General features: G+C 57.0%; 13 protein-coding genes and 1 pseudogene. 6 read left to right on the top strand and 8 right to left on the bottom strand.

Annotated elements, in window-relative coordinates:
• Window positions 1-38: 38 nt before the first annotated feature.
• The 7 genes and pseudogenes from C2E16_RS07205 to mntR form a co-directional block, all read right to left on the bottom strand.
• Window positions 39-1631 (bottom strand): ABC-F family ATPase, encoded by a 1593-nt coding sequence (locus tag C2E16_RS07205; RefSeq protein ID WP_084971472.1) that lies wholly within the window; start codon window positions 1629-1631, stop codon window positions 39-41.
• A gap of 98 nt (window positions 1632-1729) precedes the next feature.
• Window positions 1730-3226 carry a sugar porter family MFS transporter gene (locus C2E16_RS07200; RefSeq protein ID WP_038627169.1) on the bottom strand — a complete coding sequence of 499 codons (1497 nt, stop codon included), beginning with the start codon at window positions 3224-3226 and terminating at the stop codon, window positions 1730-1732.
• Between the two features lie 506 nt (window positions 3227-3732).
• A pseudogene (locus C2E16_RS07195) lies at window positions 3733-5273 on the bottom strand (efflux transporter outer membrane subunit).
• A 1-nt stretch (window position 5274) separates the two neighbouring features.
• Complete coding sequence (locus C2E16_RS07190; RefSeq protein WP_038627173.1) at window positions 5275-6843, bottom strand: DHA2 family efflux MFS transporter permease subunit; 1569 nt, start codon at window positions 6841-6843, stop codon at window positions 5275-5277.
• Window positions 6840-7976 carry an HlyD family secretion protein gene (locus C2E16_RS07185; protein WP_084970782.1) on the bottom strand — a complete coding sequence of 379 codons (1137 nt, stop codon included), beginning with the start codon at window positions 7974-7976 and terminating at the stop codon, window positions 6840-6842. The genes C2E16_RS07190 and C2E16_RS07185 overlap by 4 nt, the downstream gene beginning before the upstream one ends.
• 144 nt (window positions 7977-8120) lie before the next feature.
• A complete protein-coding gene (locus tag C2E16_RS07180; RefSeq protein ID WP_084970783.1) occupies window positions 8121-9227 on the bottom strand; it encodes an SLC13 family permease in 1107 nt (368 codons plus the stop codon).
• Between the two features lie 25 nt (window positions 9228-9252).
• Window positions 9253-9714, bottom strand: coding sequence for a manganese-binding transcriptional regulator MntR (gene mntR, locus C2E16_RS07175; protein ID WP_038627175.1), 462 nt, complete (start codon window positions 9712-9714; stop codon window positions 9253-9255).
• A 270-nt stretch (window positions 9715-9984) separates the two neighbouring features.
• Here mntR and C2E16_RS07170 point away from each other — a divergent pair, with 270 nt between their 5' ends.
• Window positions 9985-10200 carry a hypothetical protein gene (locus C2E16_RS07170; RefSeq protein ID WP_038627177.1) on the top strand — a complete coding sequence of 72 codons (216 nt, stop codon included), beginning with the start codon at window positions 9985-9987 and terminating at the stop codon, window positions 10198-10200.
• A gap of 95 nt (window positions 10201-10295) precedes the next feature.
• Here the strand turns inward: C2E16_RS07170 and ompX are convergent, their stop codons facing one another.
• Entirely contained in the window at window positions 10296-10808 is a 513-nt protein-coding gene (ompX, locus tag C2E16_RS07165; protein ID WP_038627179.1) for an outer membrane protein OmpX, read from the bottom strand.
• 392 nt (window positions 10809-11200) lie between these two features.
• On the opposite strand from ompX, the gene rhtA reads away from it, so the two are divergent.
• From rhtA to glnQ, 5 genes are all read left to right on the top strand, one after another.
• A complete protein-coding gene (gene rhtA / locus C2E16_RS07160) occupies window positions 11201-12112 on the top strand; it encodes a threonine/homoserine exporter RhtA (RefSeq protein WP_038627180.1) in 912 nt (303 codons plus the stop codon).
• Between the two features lie 377 nt (window positions 12113-12489).
• A complete protein-coding gene (gene dps, locus C2E16_RS07155) occupies window positions 12490-12993 on the top strand; it encodes a DNA starvation/stationary phase protection protein Dps (protein WP_038627182.1) in 504 nt (167 codons plus the stop codon).
• Window positions 12994-13333: 340 nt separating this feature from the next.
• The gene (glnH, locus tag C2E16_RS07150; protein WP_038627184.1) at window positions 13334-14080 is read left to right on the top strand and encodes a glutamine ABC transporter substrate-binding protein GlnH; all 747 of its coding nucleotides are present in this window, start codon (window positions 13334-13336) and stop codon (window positions 14078-14080) included.
• 95 nt (window positions 14081-14175) lie between these two features.
• The gene (glnP, locus tag C2E16_RS07145) at window positions 14176-14835 is read left to right on the top strand and encodes a glutamine ABC transporter permease GlnP (RefSeq protein ID WP_084970776.1); all 660 of its coding nucleotides are present in this window, start codon (window positions 14176-14178) and stop codon (window positions 14833-14835) included.
• A complete protein-coding gene (gene glnQ / locus C2E16_RS07140; RefSeq protein ID WP_038627188.1) occupies window positions 14832-15554 on the top strand; it encodes a glutamine ABC transporter ATP-binding protein GlnQ in 723 nt (240 codons plus the stop codon). Before glnP ends, glnQ begins: the two co-directional genes overlap by 4 nt.
• The last annotated feature ends 227 nt before the right edge of the window (window positions 15555-15781 follow it).

The raw sequence follows: 15781 nt of genomic DNA, 5'->3' as shown, positions 1-15781 counted from the left end.
GTTTCAGCGCCAGAGAATGGTGCTGAGGCGTCAGGCGCTTACTGCACGCCTTTGCTGCGCAGGTAATCTTCGTAGCTGCCGCTGAAGTCGATCGTTTTCTCCGGGGTGATCTCCAACACGCGCGTCGCCAGAGAGCTAACGAATTCACGGTCGTGGGAGACGAAGATCAACGTGCCCTGATAGGCTTCCAGCGCCATATTCAGCGATTCGATCGATTCCATATCCAGGTGGTTGGTCGGCTCATCCATAATCAGAATATTGGGACGCTGCATCATCAGCTTGCCGAACAGCATGCGCCCTTTTTCACCGCCCGACAGTACCTTCGCCGGCTTTTTGATCTCATCCTGGCTGAACAGCAGACGGCCCAGAATACTGCGCACCGCCTGCTCGTCGTCGCCTTCCTGTTTCCACTGGCTCATCCAGTCGAAGACGCTCAGATCGTTATCGAAATCTTCCGCGTGATCCTGCGCGTAATAGCCGATGCGCGTATTCTCGGACCACTTCACGGTGCCGCTTTCCGGCGTCAGATCGCCCACCAGCGTTTTCAGCAGCGTGGTTTTACCGACGCCGTTGGTGCCCAGCACCGCCAGCTTTTCGCCCACTTCCAGCATCAGATTCAGGTCGCGGAACAGCGGGCCGTTATCGAAGCCTTTGGTCAACGCTTCCACTTCCAGCGCATTGCGGAACAGTTTCTTATCCTGCTCGAAGCGGATAAACGGGTTCTGACGGCTGGAGGCTTTTACCTCGTCCAGCTTGATCTTATCAATCTGTTTAGCGCGCGACGTCGCCTGACGGGACTTGGAGGCGTTGGCGCTGAAGCGGCTGACGAAGGATTGCAGCTCGGCGATCTGCGCCTTTTTCTTGGCGTTGTCGGCCAGCAGACGCTCGCGCGCCTGAGTGGCGGCGGTCATATATTCGTCGTAGTTGCCCGGATAGATGCGCAGCTCGCCGTAGTCGAGATCCGCCATATGGGTGCAGACCATATTCAGGAAGTGACGGTCGTGCGAAATGATGATCATGGTGCTGTCGCGCTCGTTCAGCACCTGCTCCAGCCAGCGGATAGTGTCGATATCCAGGTTGTTGGTCGGTTCATCGAGCAGCAGAATATCGGGGTTGGAGAACAGCGCCTGCGCCAGCAGCACGCGCAGCTTCCAGCCCGGCGCGATTTCGCTCATCGGGCCGTAGTGCTGCTCCATAGGAATGCCTACGCCCAGCAGCAGTTCGCCGGCGCGCGCTTCGGCGGTGTAGCCATCCATTTCGCCATACTGCACTTCCAGGTCGGCGACCTTGTAGCCATCCTCTTCGCTCATTTCCGGCAGCGCATAGATGCGGTCGCGCTCCTGCTTCACCTGCCACAGTTCGTCATGTCCCATAATGACGGTGTCCAGCACGCTGAATTTTTCAAACGCGAACTGATCCTGACGCAGCTTACCGATACGTTCGTTCGGATCGCAGGAGACGTTGCCGGCGGTTGGCATTAAATCGCCGCCGAGGATTTTCATAAAGGTGGATTTACCGCTGCCGTTCGCGCCGATCAGGCCGTAGCGATTGCCGCCGCCGAACTTGACGGAGATATTTTCAAACAGCGGTTTGCTGCCAAACTGCATGGTAACGTTGCTGGAAACTAGCACAGGGATTGCCTTACTTATGCGGGGGAAATAAACGTAATTTGGCGGGCATTGTGCCATAAAAAAGGGCTGGCGAATACCGCCAGCCCGGTGCGGAAATGTTAACCGCCGTGCTCTCCCGCTTTCTGCCCGATCGGAGCCGGATGCGGCGGCGTTTCACGATCCGGCGACAGCCAGTCGCGCAGATAGTGTTCTATCTGTTCCAGGCTGCGGTTGCGCGTTTCCGGGATACAGTTGAGGACGAAAATCGCGCCGCCGATGCCGATCGCCCCGAAGATAAAGAAGGCGCCCGCCAGACCAACCGTTGCCAGCATCATCGGGAACATCAGGGAAATGGCGAAGTTGGCGATCCACATGGCGAACACTGCGCCGCCCATAAAGATGCCGCGCAGGCGCGTCGGGAAGATTTCCGACAGCAGCAGCCAGGTCACCGGCGACAGCGCGCCCTGCTGGAAGCAGAGGAACATCAACATGCCCAGCAGCACCATATAGCTACGCAGCATATCGGGCTGGCCGTTAATCGTCTCCGGCATCAGCCAGCTGACCAGGCCGATAAAAAACAGACAGGCGGTACAGCCGAACTGCCCCAGCATGGTCATGGTGCGACGGCCGATTTTACCCAGCAGCCAGATGCCGAAGAAGGTCATCAGCACCGAGATGGCGCCGTTAGCGATGGTGGCGAACAGCGCGGCGCTGTTGCTCATGCCGACGTTGGTCAACACCGTCGGCGCGTAGTACATAATAGTGTTGACGCCGGTGAGCTGCTGGATCACCGCCACGCCGATGCCGATCAGGAACAGACGGAACAGCCACGGCTTTTTCAGCTCGCGCAGGCGCGGCTTGCCCTGGTTCTCCTGCTCCTGCAATGTCTCTTCGATTTCGGTCAGCTCCCATTCGACATCTTCTTTGGCGCGGGTGCGCTCCAGCACGCGACGCGCCTCCGCCAGGCGACCTTTCATTGCGTACCAGCGCGGCGTATCGGGCATAAACATCATGCCGAACCAAAGCAGCACCGCCGGGACGGTGGCGATCGCCAGCATCCAGCGCCAGGTCTCCGCCCCGCCCCACGCCGCGTTAAAGGTGGCGTTGGAGATATAGGCAAGCATCTGCCCGGAAACAATCATAAGTTCCTGTAGCGTCACCAGCTGACCGCGCTTATTGGCCGGCGCGATTTCGGCGATATAGACCGGTACCGTCGCCGCCGCGCCGCCGACCGCCACGCCCAGCACCACGCGGAAGAAAACCATCCAGTGAACATCAGGCGCCAGCGCGGTGCCGACCGCGCCGAGAGCGAATATCACCGCCAGCACCATGATGATTTTCTTCCGCCCGGCCGCAGAGGCGAAATGACCGGCCAACAGCGCGCCAAAGGCGGCGCCGAACAGCAGCGAGCTGGTGACCAGACCGGTGGTAAACGGCGTCAGGTGCAGCTCATCGCCCATAAACAGCAGCGCACCGGATATAACGCCGGTGTCGTAACCAAACAGCAATCCGCCCAGCGTTGCAATCACCGCAATTACCTTCACGAAAGGCTCGGTGCGCGTGTTGCTGTTGGGGCCGGAAGCGTTGCTTAGCGTAAGATATTGTTCTTTTGGCATGATAACTCCAGCAACCTGTTTGAAGAGAAAACCGGTCTGCGCCTGCAAAAGCAACGCAAACCTTTCACATCACAACATAGATTATTTTTTTCAATTTAATTAATAGTGGAATGTGGATTTTGTGGCAGGCGTCATGACGTTCTTTTTAAAGTCCGATTCAGGTCACACTATTCAGCTTATAAGGTTGTTAGAGAGTGAAAAAAAGGTTTCTTTACCGGACTGACGTACAAAGGCTGATGGCGCAAAAAAGAAATATTTATTTTAAATAACCACAAAAAGAAACGACAGTTTAGCCTGTTGCAGAAAGTCGGCCTGACATCCGCCAGAAAGAAAGAGGCATAACAGGAAACAGGTAAAGCAGACGGGAAAACCTCGCAGCGGAAAAGTTGCAGCGCGATCGGGCGCTGGCTTAAAGAGACAGAGAAAAAACAGAGAAAGGGACGCGGCTGAGGAAAGCGCGTTGCCGCCGGGCCTGTCCCGGCGGCGTGATAACTGCGTGGCTGAGGCTAGCTGGCGGGCGTCGCCGGGCCGAACACCGAATAGTCGGGCAGCTGCACGTTCTGATAATTCTCCCAGCCGCCGCCGAGCGCTTTATACAGCGCGACCAGGTCAAGACTGCTCTGCACCCGTGCCTGCTCCGCCTGCTGTTTCGCCTGCGACAGCTGACGCTGCGCATCCAGCACGTCGAGGAAGGTGGACAGCCCTTTCTTGTAGCTGTCGCTGGCGAGGTCGAAGCTGCTTTGCAGCGCGCTGACCGTCTCATCCAGCTGCGTTACCCGCTCCTGATCGGTGCGGTAGCTGACCAGCGCGTTTTCCACATCCTGCAATGCGGTCAGCACCGTCTGGCGATAGTTAAGCGCCGAGCTGGCCTGCTGCGCGCGCGACAGCCTGACGCTGGAAACCAGCCTGCCGCCCTGGAAAATCGGAATCGACAGCGCCGGGCCATAACTGTAGAAGTGGCTGCTCCAGTTATCAAGATATGAAGCATCGGTGTTACGCACGCCCTGCTGGCCGGTAAGCGACAGGCTGGGGAACAGCTGCGCCACCGAGACGCCGATATTGGCGGTGGCGGCGTGCAGGTTCGCCTCCGCCTGGCGAATGTCGGGACGGCGGCGCGCCAGCGTAGAGGGAATGCCGACCGGCACCGCCGCAGGCAGCGCGGGCAGCGGCCTGGGGCGCATCAGCTCGGCGTCCAGCGCGCCCGGCGGCTTGCCGATCAGAACCGCCAGGCCGTTCATCGCCTGACGCGCCTGCGCCTGATACTGCGGCAGCTGCGCGCGCAGCGAACTAAGCTGGGCGCGAGCATTTTCCACATCCAGCTGCGGCGCCAGGCCGTTGCGCTGCTGGCTCTGCGTCAGCTCCAGCGTCTGTTGCGCCACCTCGATTTGCGTTTGCAGCGTTTGCGTCACCGACTGCGCGCCGCGCAGCTGTAAATAAGCGCGCGCTACCTCCGCCTCCAGCGAAACCAGCGCATCGTTGCGGCTCTCGATCGATTCCTGCTGCTGCGCCCCCGCCGCTTCCACCTGACGACGCACTTTCCCCACAGATCCAGCTCCCACGAGGCGTCAAAGCTGCCCTGATAGAGGCTGATCGGCTGCGTCAGGCTGTCGAGCGACGAACGCAGCTCCGGTGCGTTTTGATCGAGCTGATTATAGGCGCCGTTCGCCTCCAGCATCCCTTTCGCTCCCAGCTGCTGACGCCGCGCCGAGACGTTGCCGTTCACTGCGGGAAACAGCCCGCCGCGCGCCTGCGCCAGCTGCTCGCGCGCGCCGGCGATGCGCAATACCGCCTGTTGTAACGACAGGTTGCCGGCGATAGCACGATCGATCAGGCTATTAAGCTGCGGGTCGTTAAAGCTTTTCCACCAGCTGGCGCTGGGCGCGCCGGGCTGCGGACGTGACGCCGTCTGCGAAGGCAGGTCGCGCCAGCTGGTCGGGGTTTGCGCCTGCGGCGGCTGGTAATCGGGGCCGACCGCGCAGCCCGCCAGCAGCAGCGACAGCGCCAGCAGGCCGGGGCGGGGACGGGTTAACTGCCTGGTAACGTTCATGTCAGTGCGCTCCTGCACTGCCTTCGCTTTTAACCGGCGAAAGCAGTAAACATAAGGGAATCAAAATAAAGGCGACGATGCCCAGTCCAATAAACACATCCACATAGGCGAGAATACGCGCCTGAACGATCATCTGCTGATAGAGCTGACCGGCGGCCAATGTCAGCGGATCGCCCGCCGCCGAAGTGTAATCGCGGATCGCCTGCGCCCAGCGCTCAAGGGTAATGTTGAACTGCTCGTTCAGCGGCGTCATGTTATGCACCAGATGCGCGCTACGTACCTGCTCACGCTCAGTGATCGCGGCGGTAGAGAGCGAAATGCCGATCGATCCCGCCACGTTGCGGAACATAGTGAACAGCGCCGAGGCGTCGGCGTTCAGATGCTGTGGAATGGTGGCGAACGCGATAGTGGTCAGCGGCACGAACAGGAAGCCGAGGCCGACAGACTGCGCGCTGCGCATCAGCACCAGCGTAGTGAAATCTACCTGCGGCGTCAGCGTTGCGGAGTAGAACATCGACAGCATCAGGCAGGTAAAGCCGAAGGCGATAATCCAGCGCGTCTGCACCTTCGGCATCAGCTTCAGCACTAGCGGAATCGTCAGCACGATCAGTATCGCCCCCGGCGACAGCACCAGCCCTGACCAGGTGGCGGTATAGCCTAAATCCTGCTGCGCCAGCTGCGGCAGCACGACCGAGCTGCCATAGAGGATCATCGCCATGCCCGCCATCAGCAGCCCGGAGACCCAGAAGTTGCGATCGCGCATCACGCCGATCTCCACGACCGGGCGACGGGCGTAGAGCAGCCAGTAGACCGCGCCGACCAGACCGATAAAGGTCATGACGCCGAAGAACTGAATAAAGTGCGAGGAGAACCAGTCTTCATCTTCGCCGCGATCGAGCATCACCTGCAAACAGCCGAGACCGAGCGTAATCAGGCTGATGCCGATATAGTCGATGTTGATTTTGCTTTTTGCCCAGCGCCGTTCCCACGGCGGATCTTCCAGCAGCTGATAGATCGCCAACGCGGAAAGGATACCCACCGGCACATTAATAAAGAAGATCCAGCGCCAGCTGTAGTTATCCGTTATCCAGCCGCCGAGCGTTGGCCCCACGACCGGCGCGACGATAATCGCAATCGACGACAGGCCGAACGCCTTGCCGCGATCTTCCGGCTTAAAGTAATCGAGCAGCACCGACTGCTGCACCGGTTGCAGCCCGCCGCCGAAAAAGCCCTGCAGGATGCGGAACAGAATAATCTGCCACAGCTCGGTGGCGATGCCACACAGGAAGGAGCAAGCGGTAAACATCACAATACAGATCAGAAAGTACTGCTTACGCCCGAACAGGCGGCTGAAAAAGGCGGATATCGGCAGCACGATGCCGTTCGCCACCAGATAGGAGGTCAATACCCAGGTGGATTCGTCATAGCTGGAAGAGAGCGTGCCGGCGATATGCGGCAGCGCCACGTTGACGATGGTGGTATCCAGGATCTCCATGAATACCGCCAGCGTCACCGTTATCGCCACCAGCCAGGGGTTGCTGGCCGGCTGCCAGCTTTGGCTCGGACTCATTCCACCGTAACCTTAGGCACCACGGAGAGTCCCAGCGGCAGAGGTTTATTCGGGTCCAGGCCTTTGTCGATAACGATTTTTACCGGTACGCGCTGGACGATTTTTACAAAGTTGCCGGTGGCGTTTTCCGCCGGGAAGGTTGAGAAGCGCGAGCCGGAACCCATCTGAATGCTGTCGACATGACCTTCCAGCGCCATATCAGGCCAGGCGTCGACGCTAATAGTGACCCTGTCACCAGGGTTCATACGCTCCAGCTGTGACTCTTTAAAGTTGGCGGTTACCCAGATATCGGGCGACACCAGCGAAAAGAGCGAGCTGCCTGCCTGAACCAGGGTGCCGGTCTGTACGTTGCGTTTGGTGACGAAGCCGTCGTAAGGGGCGCGCACCTCGGTATAAGAGAGATTCAGCTCGGCGGTATTCAGCTGCGCTTTCGCCTGTTCGACCTGCTGACGGCGCGCTTCGACGTTGGTTTCCTGCTGCCGGATCTGCAACGACACCTGCGATGCCACTTCCACCTGCGCTTTAGCGCTCTGCAACTGCGCCTGGGCGGAACGCAGCTGTGCGCTGGCGGTATCGATATTGCGTTGTGACGTCGCACGCGGATCGACGCCGCGCAGACGGCGGTAGTCCGACTCGGCGTTAAGCAGATTGGCTTCCGCCTGCGCCTGCTGCGCCAGCGCCTGATCGCGCTGCGCCGGATACTGCACGCGCGCCAGCGCCAGCTGCACCTCCGCCTGATGCAGCTGCGCCTCGGCCAGCGCCAGCTGCGCTTTGGCCTGATCGCGCTGCGCTTCGGTATCGCGCGGGTCAATCACCAGCAGCAGATCGCCTTTTTTCACCCGCTGGTTATCGTTTACCAGCAGCTTTACCACGTAGCCGGACATTTTCGCCGCAATCGTGACCGCGTTGCCTTCGGTAAAGGCGTCGTCGGTGGTCTCTTCATTACGCGTGGTGAACCAGAAGAAAAACGCTACGATCAGCATCACTATCACCACAATGCCAAGGATGATTAGCGGTTTTTTTCCGGGCCGCTTACGCGGTTTATCCTCATCCTGCCGCTCCTGATTCTGATGCGCACTGGCGTCCTGCTGCGATTTTTCATCATCTGAAGGCGTATCGTTTGCTTGCGTCATAGGCATTTATCTTCCTGGGAAATAACAGTCAATCCTGAAATTACAATCAAGCTTAACCATAGAAAGAAAAATGACAAATACCAGGGTTCATTGACAATTAGCGACGCTCCGCTGCGGCAACCGCATGCGGAGCTAAAACGGCCTTTAGCCCAGCAGCAGCCAGAGCAGCCAGCCGGAGAGCGCGGCCCAGGCCAGCATTGGCACGGAGAAGAGATGGAACTGCCACCAGATGCGCCTGTCCTGCGCCATGCGCAGCGCAATCAAATTGGCCAGCGAACCGGGCAGCAGGCCAAAGCCGCCGATATTGACCGCCCAGGCCAACAGCGCGTTGGCGGGCAAAAACTGCAGTAGCAGGATGGTGGCCGGCACGTTGCTGATCGCCTGCGACAGCCCCAGCGCCAGCAGGTAATGTACCCCTTCGCCCGCTTGCGTCAGCGACTGCATCGCCTGTTGCAGCGCAGGCAGCTTTGTGAGCAGATGCACATCGACAAACATCGCCATAAACACCACCAGCAGGCTCCAGTCAATCTGCAATAGCACCCGTCGCGCCAGCAGCAGATACGCGACGGCGATCGCCAGCAGCGCCCACGCCGCCAGCTTCAGCTCCAGCGCCGCGATAAACAGCAGATAAAGCGCCACGCTAAGCCACAGCAGCGAACGCTGCCAGCTGACCGGCTGCTGCGTCTGCTGCTGAATCACGCGCGGACGAAAAGAAAAGGCGGTCAGCAGCAGCAGGCTCAGCATAATAAAGGCCGCAGGCGGCAACATCTGCCACATAAAAGCGCCGAAGCTTGCGCCGCCCTTCCCCCACAGCAGGATATTTTGCGGATTGCCGATGGGCGTCAGCATCGAGCCGGCATTCACCGCCAGCGCCTCGAAAATAATCAGGCGCGTTACCGGCAGCGTGGTCGCCTGGCGCAGCGTCAGGGTCAGCGGCACCAGAATAAACAGCGCCACGTCGTTGGTCAGGAAGGTGGAAAGCAGCGCGGCGCCGGCCACCATAAACAGCGCCAGCGCGCGCTCATGGCGAAAACGACGGATCAGCTTGCGTCCCAGCACGTCGAAATAGCCGCTGGCTTCGATGCCGCGCGTTAGCATCAGCAGGCCGCACAGCGTCACGATAGTGTGCCAGTCGATGGCGGCGGGCAGATCGCGCCAGTGGAACGGCGCTATGCAGGCCAGCAGCAGCCCCAACAGCAGCAGCAAATGCAGGAAACGATCGTGCAGGAACGGCTTAATCAAGGTTGCCATCATGGCTTACGTTCCAGAAGAAAAGTTATTGACGACTTTCGTAGAATTGACGGAAAACGCTCAGAGTTTCATCGCTGACGTGATGTTCGATCCCCTCCGCGTCGCGGCGCGCGGTATCCGGGCTGATGCCCAGCGCCAGCAAAAACATCTCAACTACATGGTGGCGCGCGCGGCTCTCCTCCGCCAGCTTCTCGCCCTCATGGGTCAGAAACACGCCGCGGTAAGGCACCTGCTCTACCAGCCCGGCGCTGCCGAGCCGCTTCAGCATTTTTGCCACCGTCGGCTGCGAGACGCCAAGCCGCGCGGCCATATCGACCTGGCGCGCCTCGCCAAACTCGCGAATCAGATCTGATATCAGCTCAACATAGTCATCAATTAACTCACGGCGATGCGCTTCGCGGACCTGTCGGAACCCTTCGACATGCTCTTCTATTTCTTTTAACGGCCCGTTAACCCTGGCGGGGGCCGGCTTTGCGCGACGACTCATTCAGCTTCCTCTTATTCTTCAACCGGTCATGATCAGACACTGCCGGCGTACAGGTGGCTCATTGTAAACCATCAGCAACGAAGCACAAATTTTCGCTAATTAGCATTAGCTAAAGGATATAGCCAGTGCTATATTTGTTGATAAAGTAATCAGCCTGCGTAACAGCTAAGGCGTCTGAAATGAACGAACCTTACCTGCTGTTGTTAATGTTTCTGCTCTTTATCGCAGGGCTGTGCATGTTAATCGTCAGACGATAAACCGGAGGTCTCCATGAACACAATGAAACGCTGCCTGGACTGTGGCAAATGTGTTCAACGCACACGCCAGGCGGATGCGGGCTGGAAGGGAATGCTCTGTCTGCTGACGCGCTCGCCTTTTCGCCTGCGCTTAGCGCTGCTGGACATGCTGACCAGCGGCTGCGCCGAAACCGAGCGCTGCCCGCGCCTGATTTGGCGCGGTTCGGCAGACGCCAGCCCACGCTGCTGATACCGGCATTATCTGAAAACGCAAGTGTTGCGGATAGCGCCCATAAAAAAACGGCCCCCTGAAGGGCCGTTTTTGTTATCCTGCCTGCGGCAAGATTAGAAGCTGTAGCCGACGCCTGCGATCCAGGTGCCAACGTCAACGCTGCGGATACGGCTCTGCTCGTAGCCTACGTCGATAGCGAAGTTTTCATACGGGTTGAACTGCAGACCAGCGCCGTAAGAGAAACCAACATCGCTGGAGTCGGTTTTGTTATAGGCAGCCTGCTCGTTCTGCTGGAATTTACCGTAGCCGATACCTACTACGCCGTAGATGCTCGCCCAGTCGTTGAAACGGTAAGCCGGACCACCGGTGATGCTGTAGTACTGGCCTTTGTTGTAAAAGCCGTCTTCGCTACGATCTTTCTCGGTGTAGGTGAAAGAACCGATCCAACCCAGCGGGTTAGAACCGTCTTCGTAACGATATTTCAGGTTGAAGCCGTTAGCTTTGTTCGCAACGCCCTGCATATCGCTCTGAGCGTAACCGCCAGTAACGGTGCTTTGCGCCATTGCGGAACCGGCAGTAACTGCCAGTACACAAGCCAGTGCTGAAAGACATGCAATTTTTTTCATAACCACCTCAAATGTGATAGTACTTCTCTCCTGACAACGCTGAAAATATAACAAAACTCAGCGGGAAACTCTGCCTTGAAATCATTGTCTAACAACGTGTTTGGTGTAACAGAAAGTTAATGAAGTGTCGCAGGTCATTCTTTTTTCTTATGTTTTTCCTGTTTCACTCCGCCGAATTCAGACGATCAAAAAAAGGTTCATTAAGATAGTTCTTAAATAAATCTGACATTTCTTTACGCAAAAACGGCCTTGCTGACGAAAAAATCACCGCTCTCAGCAGAAAATTTTTTTACCCAAACGGCAAAATTTTCTCGCGCCGCTGACCTTTTTGACGCTCAACGGTACACTGTCGATTCATTATCTTTCTATGGATTATTGAGGCAGGTTACAGGATGTCCTTCCGCTCTTTTCAGACCACGCTCACATCATCGCAAACCTTGTTGCCGGTTATTGTCTTGCTGATAGCTATGATCTCTATTCAGGGCGGCGCGGCGCTGGCGAAGTCGCTGTTTCCCAGCGCAGGCGCTACCGGCATCACCGCGCTGCGTCTCAGTCTCGGCACGCTGATCCTCTGTCTGATTTTCAAGCCATGGCGACTGCGCTTCAACGCACGGCAGCGTAAGGCGCTGATAGTGTACGGTCTGGCGTTAGGGGCGATGAACTATCTCTTCTATCTCTCTATCCGCACCGTGCCGCTGGGCGTAGCGGTGGCGCTGGAATTCACCGGCCCGCTGTCGCTGGCGCTGTTCGGATCGCGTCGCGCCATCGATTTTATCTGGGTGCTGCTGGCGGTGTTGGGGCTGTGGTGGCTGCTGCCGCTGGGTCACAGCCTCAGCCATGTCGATCCGCTGGGCGCGGCGCTGGCGGTCGGCGCAGGCGCCTGCTGGGCTATCTATATTCTGGCGGGACAGCGCGCCGGGGCCGATCACGGACCGGCGACCGTGGCGATGGGATCGATTATCGCCGCGGTGATTTTTGTGCCGCTGGGGGTCACTTTTGCCGCAGACGGCATCTGGCAGCTCTCTCTGCTGCCAATTGCGCTGGCGGTCGCCATTCTCTCCACCGCACTGCCCTATTCGCTGGAGATGGTGGCGCTGACGCGTTTACCTGCGCGCACCTTCGGCACGCTGATGAGTCTGGAACCGGCCATGGCCGCTCTTTCCGGCATGCTCTTTTTAGGCGAGTCGCTAAATCTGATGCAGTGGCTGGGCCTGCTGGCGATTATCGCCGCCTCCGCCGGTTCCACGCTAACCAGCCGTCCACGCGGCGCGTCCGTCGCCCCGTCAGGTAAGCCAGCCGATTAATTGGCTGCGACTATTCTTATTCAGTCTGGGTTAACAGACTGAATAAGCATTCGTTTATACCCGTTTATTTTGACTAAGCGTGCGGCCGACGGCGCAATTATATTTTGTTAAACTTTATAGCATTAATTATTAATGACATTACACAGAACAGAACCCCGAACTAATCCATTAAAACTCAAATAGTTAAGTAATTTTCCTGCCGCACAGCCTATTTACTCCTCTTTGTTTAAGCGCGTCAGCAATAAAAAAACCTGTTTACAGGCAATTCGATAACTACTATTCGTTCGATAGGCGGCAACTTCCCTGCAGGTCGAAAAACCGGTGCTATACTTAATTCCGTGCTTAATTAGGACATACGACATTAGAGGATATTAATGATGAGTACCGCAAAACTGGTTAAAACGACATCTTCCGATCTGATCTACACCCGTAACGACGTGGCAGAGAGTGAGAAAAAAGCCACTATCGAGGTACTTAATCGTCTGGTTGTCGAATTTATCGACCTGTCGCTGATCACTAAACAGGCGCACTGGAATATGCGTGGCGCTAACTTTATCGGTGTACATGAAATGCTGGACGGCTTCCGTACCACGATTACCGATCATCAGGACACCATGGCAGAACGCGTTGTACAGCTGGGCGGCGTTGCGCTGGGCACGGCGCAGGTTGTCGCGGATAAAACGCCGCTGCAAAGCTATCCGCTGAATATTCACAGCGTACAGGATCATCTGAAAGCGCTGGCGGATCGCTACGGCCTGGTAGCTAACGATGTGCGTAAAGCCATCAGCGAAGTCAAAGACGAAGACACTGCGGATATCCTTACCGCCGCTTCGCGCGACCTCGACAAATTCCTGTGGTTTATCGAATCCAATATTGAATAACTGACGCTGAACCTCATTTAGCGCTTACAAGCGGATGGCATGCCATCCGCTTTTTTGTGCTTTTGTTATCGTTTTATGATTTATTTAACACTTCCTCTACTTTTCCATTCCCCTCTGCCCCATTTTCAGGCTCAATCTTTTACGCATACGCACCACTATGTCGCACTGCACCAAAAAATATCACCAATTTGGTGCAACAGCAGAATAATCTGAAACCTCAGGCTGTTTTAGCCTGTTAGACACTTGTTTTCGCTGATAAAGAAAAGTTGGCATAGATTTTTCATATGACCACAGGCAATAGCGGCGCGTCGCGCGTCGCATCGGTAATAAGGATAAAATGATGAAGTCTGTTTTTAAGCTTTCCCTTGCCGCTTTAGCGCTGGCCTTCGCCGTCTCCTCCACGGCGGCGGAGAAACAACTGGTCGTCGCCACCGACACCGCGTTTGTCCCGTTTGAATTCAAAAAGGGCGACAAATATGTCGGTTTCGATATTGATTTATGGGATGCCATCGCAAAACAGCTGAACCTCTCATACAGCCTGAAGCCGATGGATTTCAGCGGCATCATTCCGGCGCTGCAAACCCGTAACGTCGATCTGGCGCTGGCGGGCATTACCATTACCGACGAACGTAAAAAAGCGATCGACTTCTCTGACGGCTACTACAAAAGCGGCCTGCTGGTCATGGTCAAAGCGAACAACAATGACGTGAAGGGCATCAACGATCTGAACGGCAAAGTGGTGGCGGTGAAAAGCGGCACCGGCTCGGTCGATTATGTGAAAACACATATTAAAACCAAAGATCTGCGTCAGTTCCCGAACATCGACAACGCCTATATGGAATTGGGTACCAATCGCGCGGATGCGGTGGTGCACGATACGCCGAATATCCTTTACTTCATCAATACCGCAGGCCGTGGCCAGTTCAAAGCGGTCGGCGACTCGCTTGAAGCGCAGCAGTATGGCATTGCGCTGCCGAAAGGCAGCGACGACCTGCGCGAGAAGATCAACGGCGCGCTGAAAACCCTGCGCGACAACGGCACCTACAACGCAATCTATAAAAAATGGTTTGGCAGCGAACCTAAATAATTTCAGGCCTGAAGGCGCTTAACACGTCAGGGATGCTGCGGCATCCCTGCGTTTATCTATTGCAACAATGACGGATATTTTCCGGAGAAAACACCATGGAATTCGACTGGAGCGTCATCTGGCCAGCCCTTCCCCTCCTGCTGGAAGGGGCCAAAATGACCCTACTGATCTCAGTACTCGGCCTGCTGGGCGGGGTGATTATCGGCGTGATCGCCGGTTTCGCCCGCGCCTACGGCGGCTGGCTGACCAACAACATCGCGCTGGTTTTTATTGAGCTGATCCGCGGCACGCCGATCGTGGTGCAGGTGATGTTTATCTATTTCGCCCTGCCGATGGCCTTCCCCGACCTGCGCATCGATCCTTTCACCGCTGCCGTCGTCACCATCGTGATTAACTCCGGCGCCTATATTGCGGAAATCACCCGCGGCGCCGTGCTGTCAATCAACAAAGGCTTCCGTGAGGCGGGCCTGGCGCTGGGCCTGTCGCGTCGGGAAACGCTGCGTTACGTGATTATGCCGCTGGCGCTGCGCCGTATGTTGCCGCCTCTGGGCAACCAGTGGATCGTCAGCATTAAAGATACCTCCCTGTTTATCGTGATCGGCGTGGCCGAACTGACCCGTCAGGGCCAGGAAATTATCGCCGGTAACTTTCGCGCGCTGGAGATCTGGAGCGCGGTTGCGGTTATCTATTTGGTTATTACGCTGGTGTTAAGCTTCGTGCTGCGTCGCCTTGAAAAAAGGATGAAAATCCTGTGATTGAATTTAAAAACGTCTCCAAGCATTTTGGTCAAACCCAGGTGCTGCACAATATCGATCTGAAGATCAACCAGGGCGAAGTGGTGGTGATTATCGGGCCCTCCGGCTCCGGCAAATCGACCCTGCTGCGCTGCATCAATAAGCTGGAGGAGATCACCAGCGGCGACCTGATCGTCGATGGACTGAAGGTCAACGATCCGAAAGTGGATGAGCGCCTGATCCGCCAGGAAGCGGGCATGGTTTTCCAGCAGTTCCACCTGTTTCCGCAGATGAGCGCGCTGGACAACGTCGCGTTCGGTCCGATCCGCGTGCGCGGCGCCAAAAAAGAGGCGGCGCATGAACTGGCGAAACAGCTGCTGGGCAAAGTTGGGCTGGCCGATCGCGCCCATCACTATCCGTCAGAGCTGTCGGGCGGCCAGCAGCAGCGCGTCGCCATTGCGCGCGCGCTGGCGGTAAAACCGAAAATGATGCTGTTTGACGAGCCGACCTCCGCGCTCGACCCGGAGCTGCGCCATGAAGTGCTGAAGGTGATGCAGGACCTGGCGGAAGAAGGAATGACCATGGTTATCGTCACTCATGAAGTGGGTTTCGCCCAGCAGGTGGCGTCGCGCCTGATCTTTATCGATAAAGGCCGCATCGCTGAAGATGGCGATCCGCATACGCTGATCACTAACCCGCCCAGCGAGCGCCTGCGCGAATTTTTACAGCACGTCTCCTGATGCGCCGCAGGCGGGGTTCGCCCCGCCTGTTTTTACTGCCGCCGCTTTATCTCTCTGCTCATTCCGCTTCCCTGTTTCCCCTCTGCTGAGCGCCCGCGTCGTCTCTCTGCGTCGCCCTGCCGCCTCGCTTTTCCGCTTTACTTTAGAATTCAGCACATTCGTGCAAAAAGCAGCGTCTATACTCTACACCATTCAGGCTGCATGAAGGCCGAATCTCAGAAGCTTAC

The sequence above is a fragment of the Mixta calida genome, assembly GCF_002953215.1.
In the GTDB taxonomy this organism is placed as follows: domain Bacteria; phylum Pseudomonadota; class Gammaproteobacteria; order Enterobacterales; family Enterobacteriaceae; genus Mixta; species Mixta calida.
This window is presented reverse-complemented; position numbering and strand designations above follow the sequence as displayed.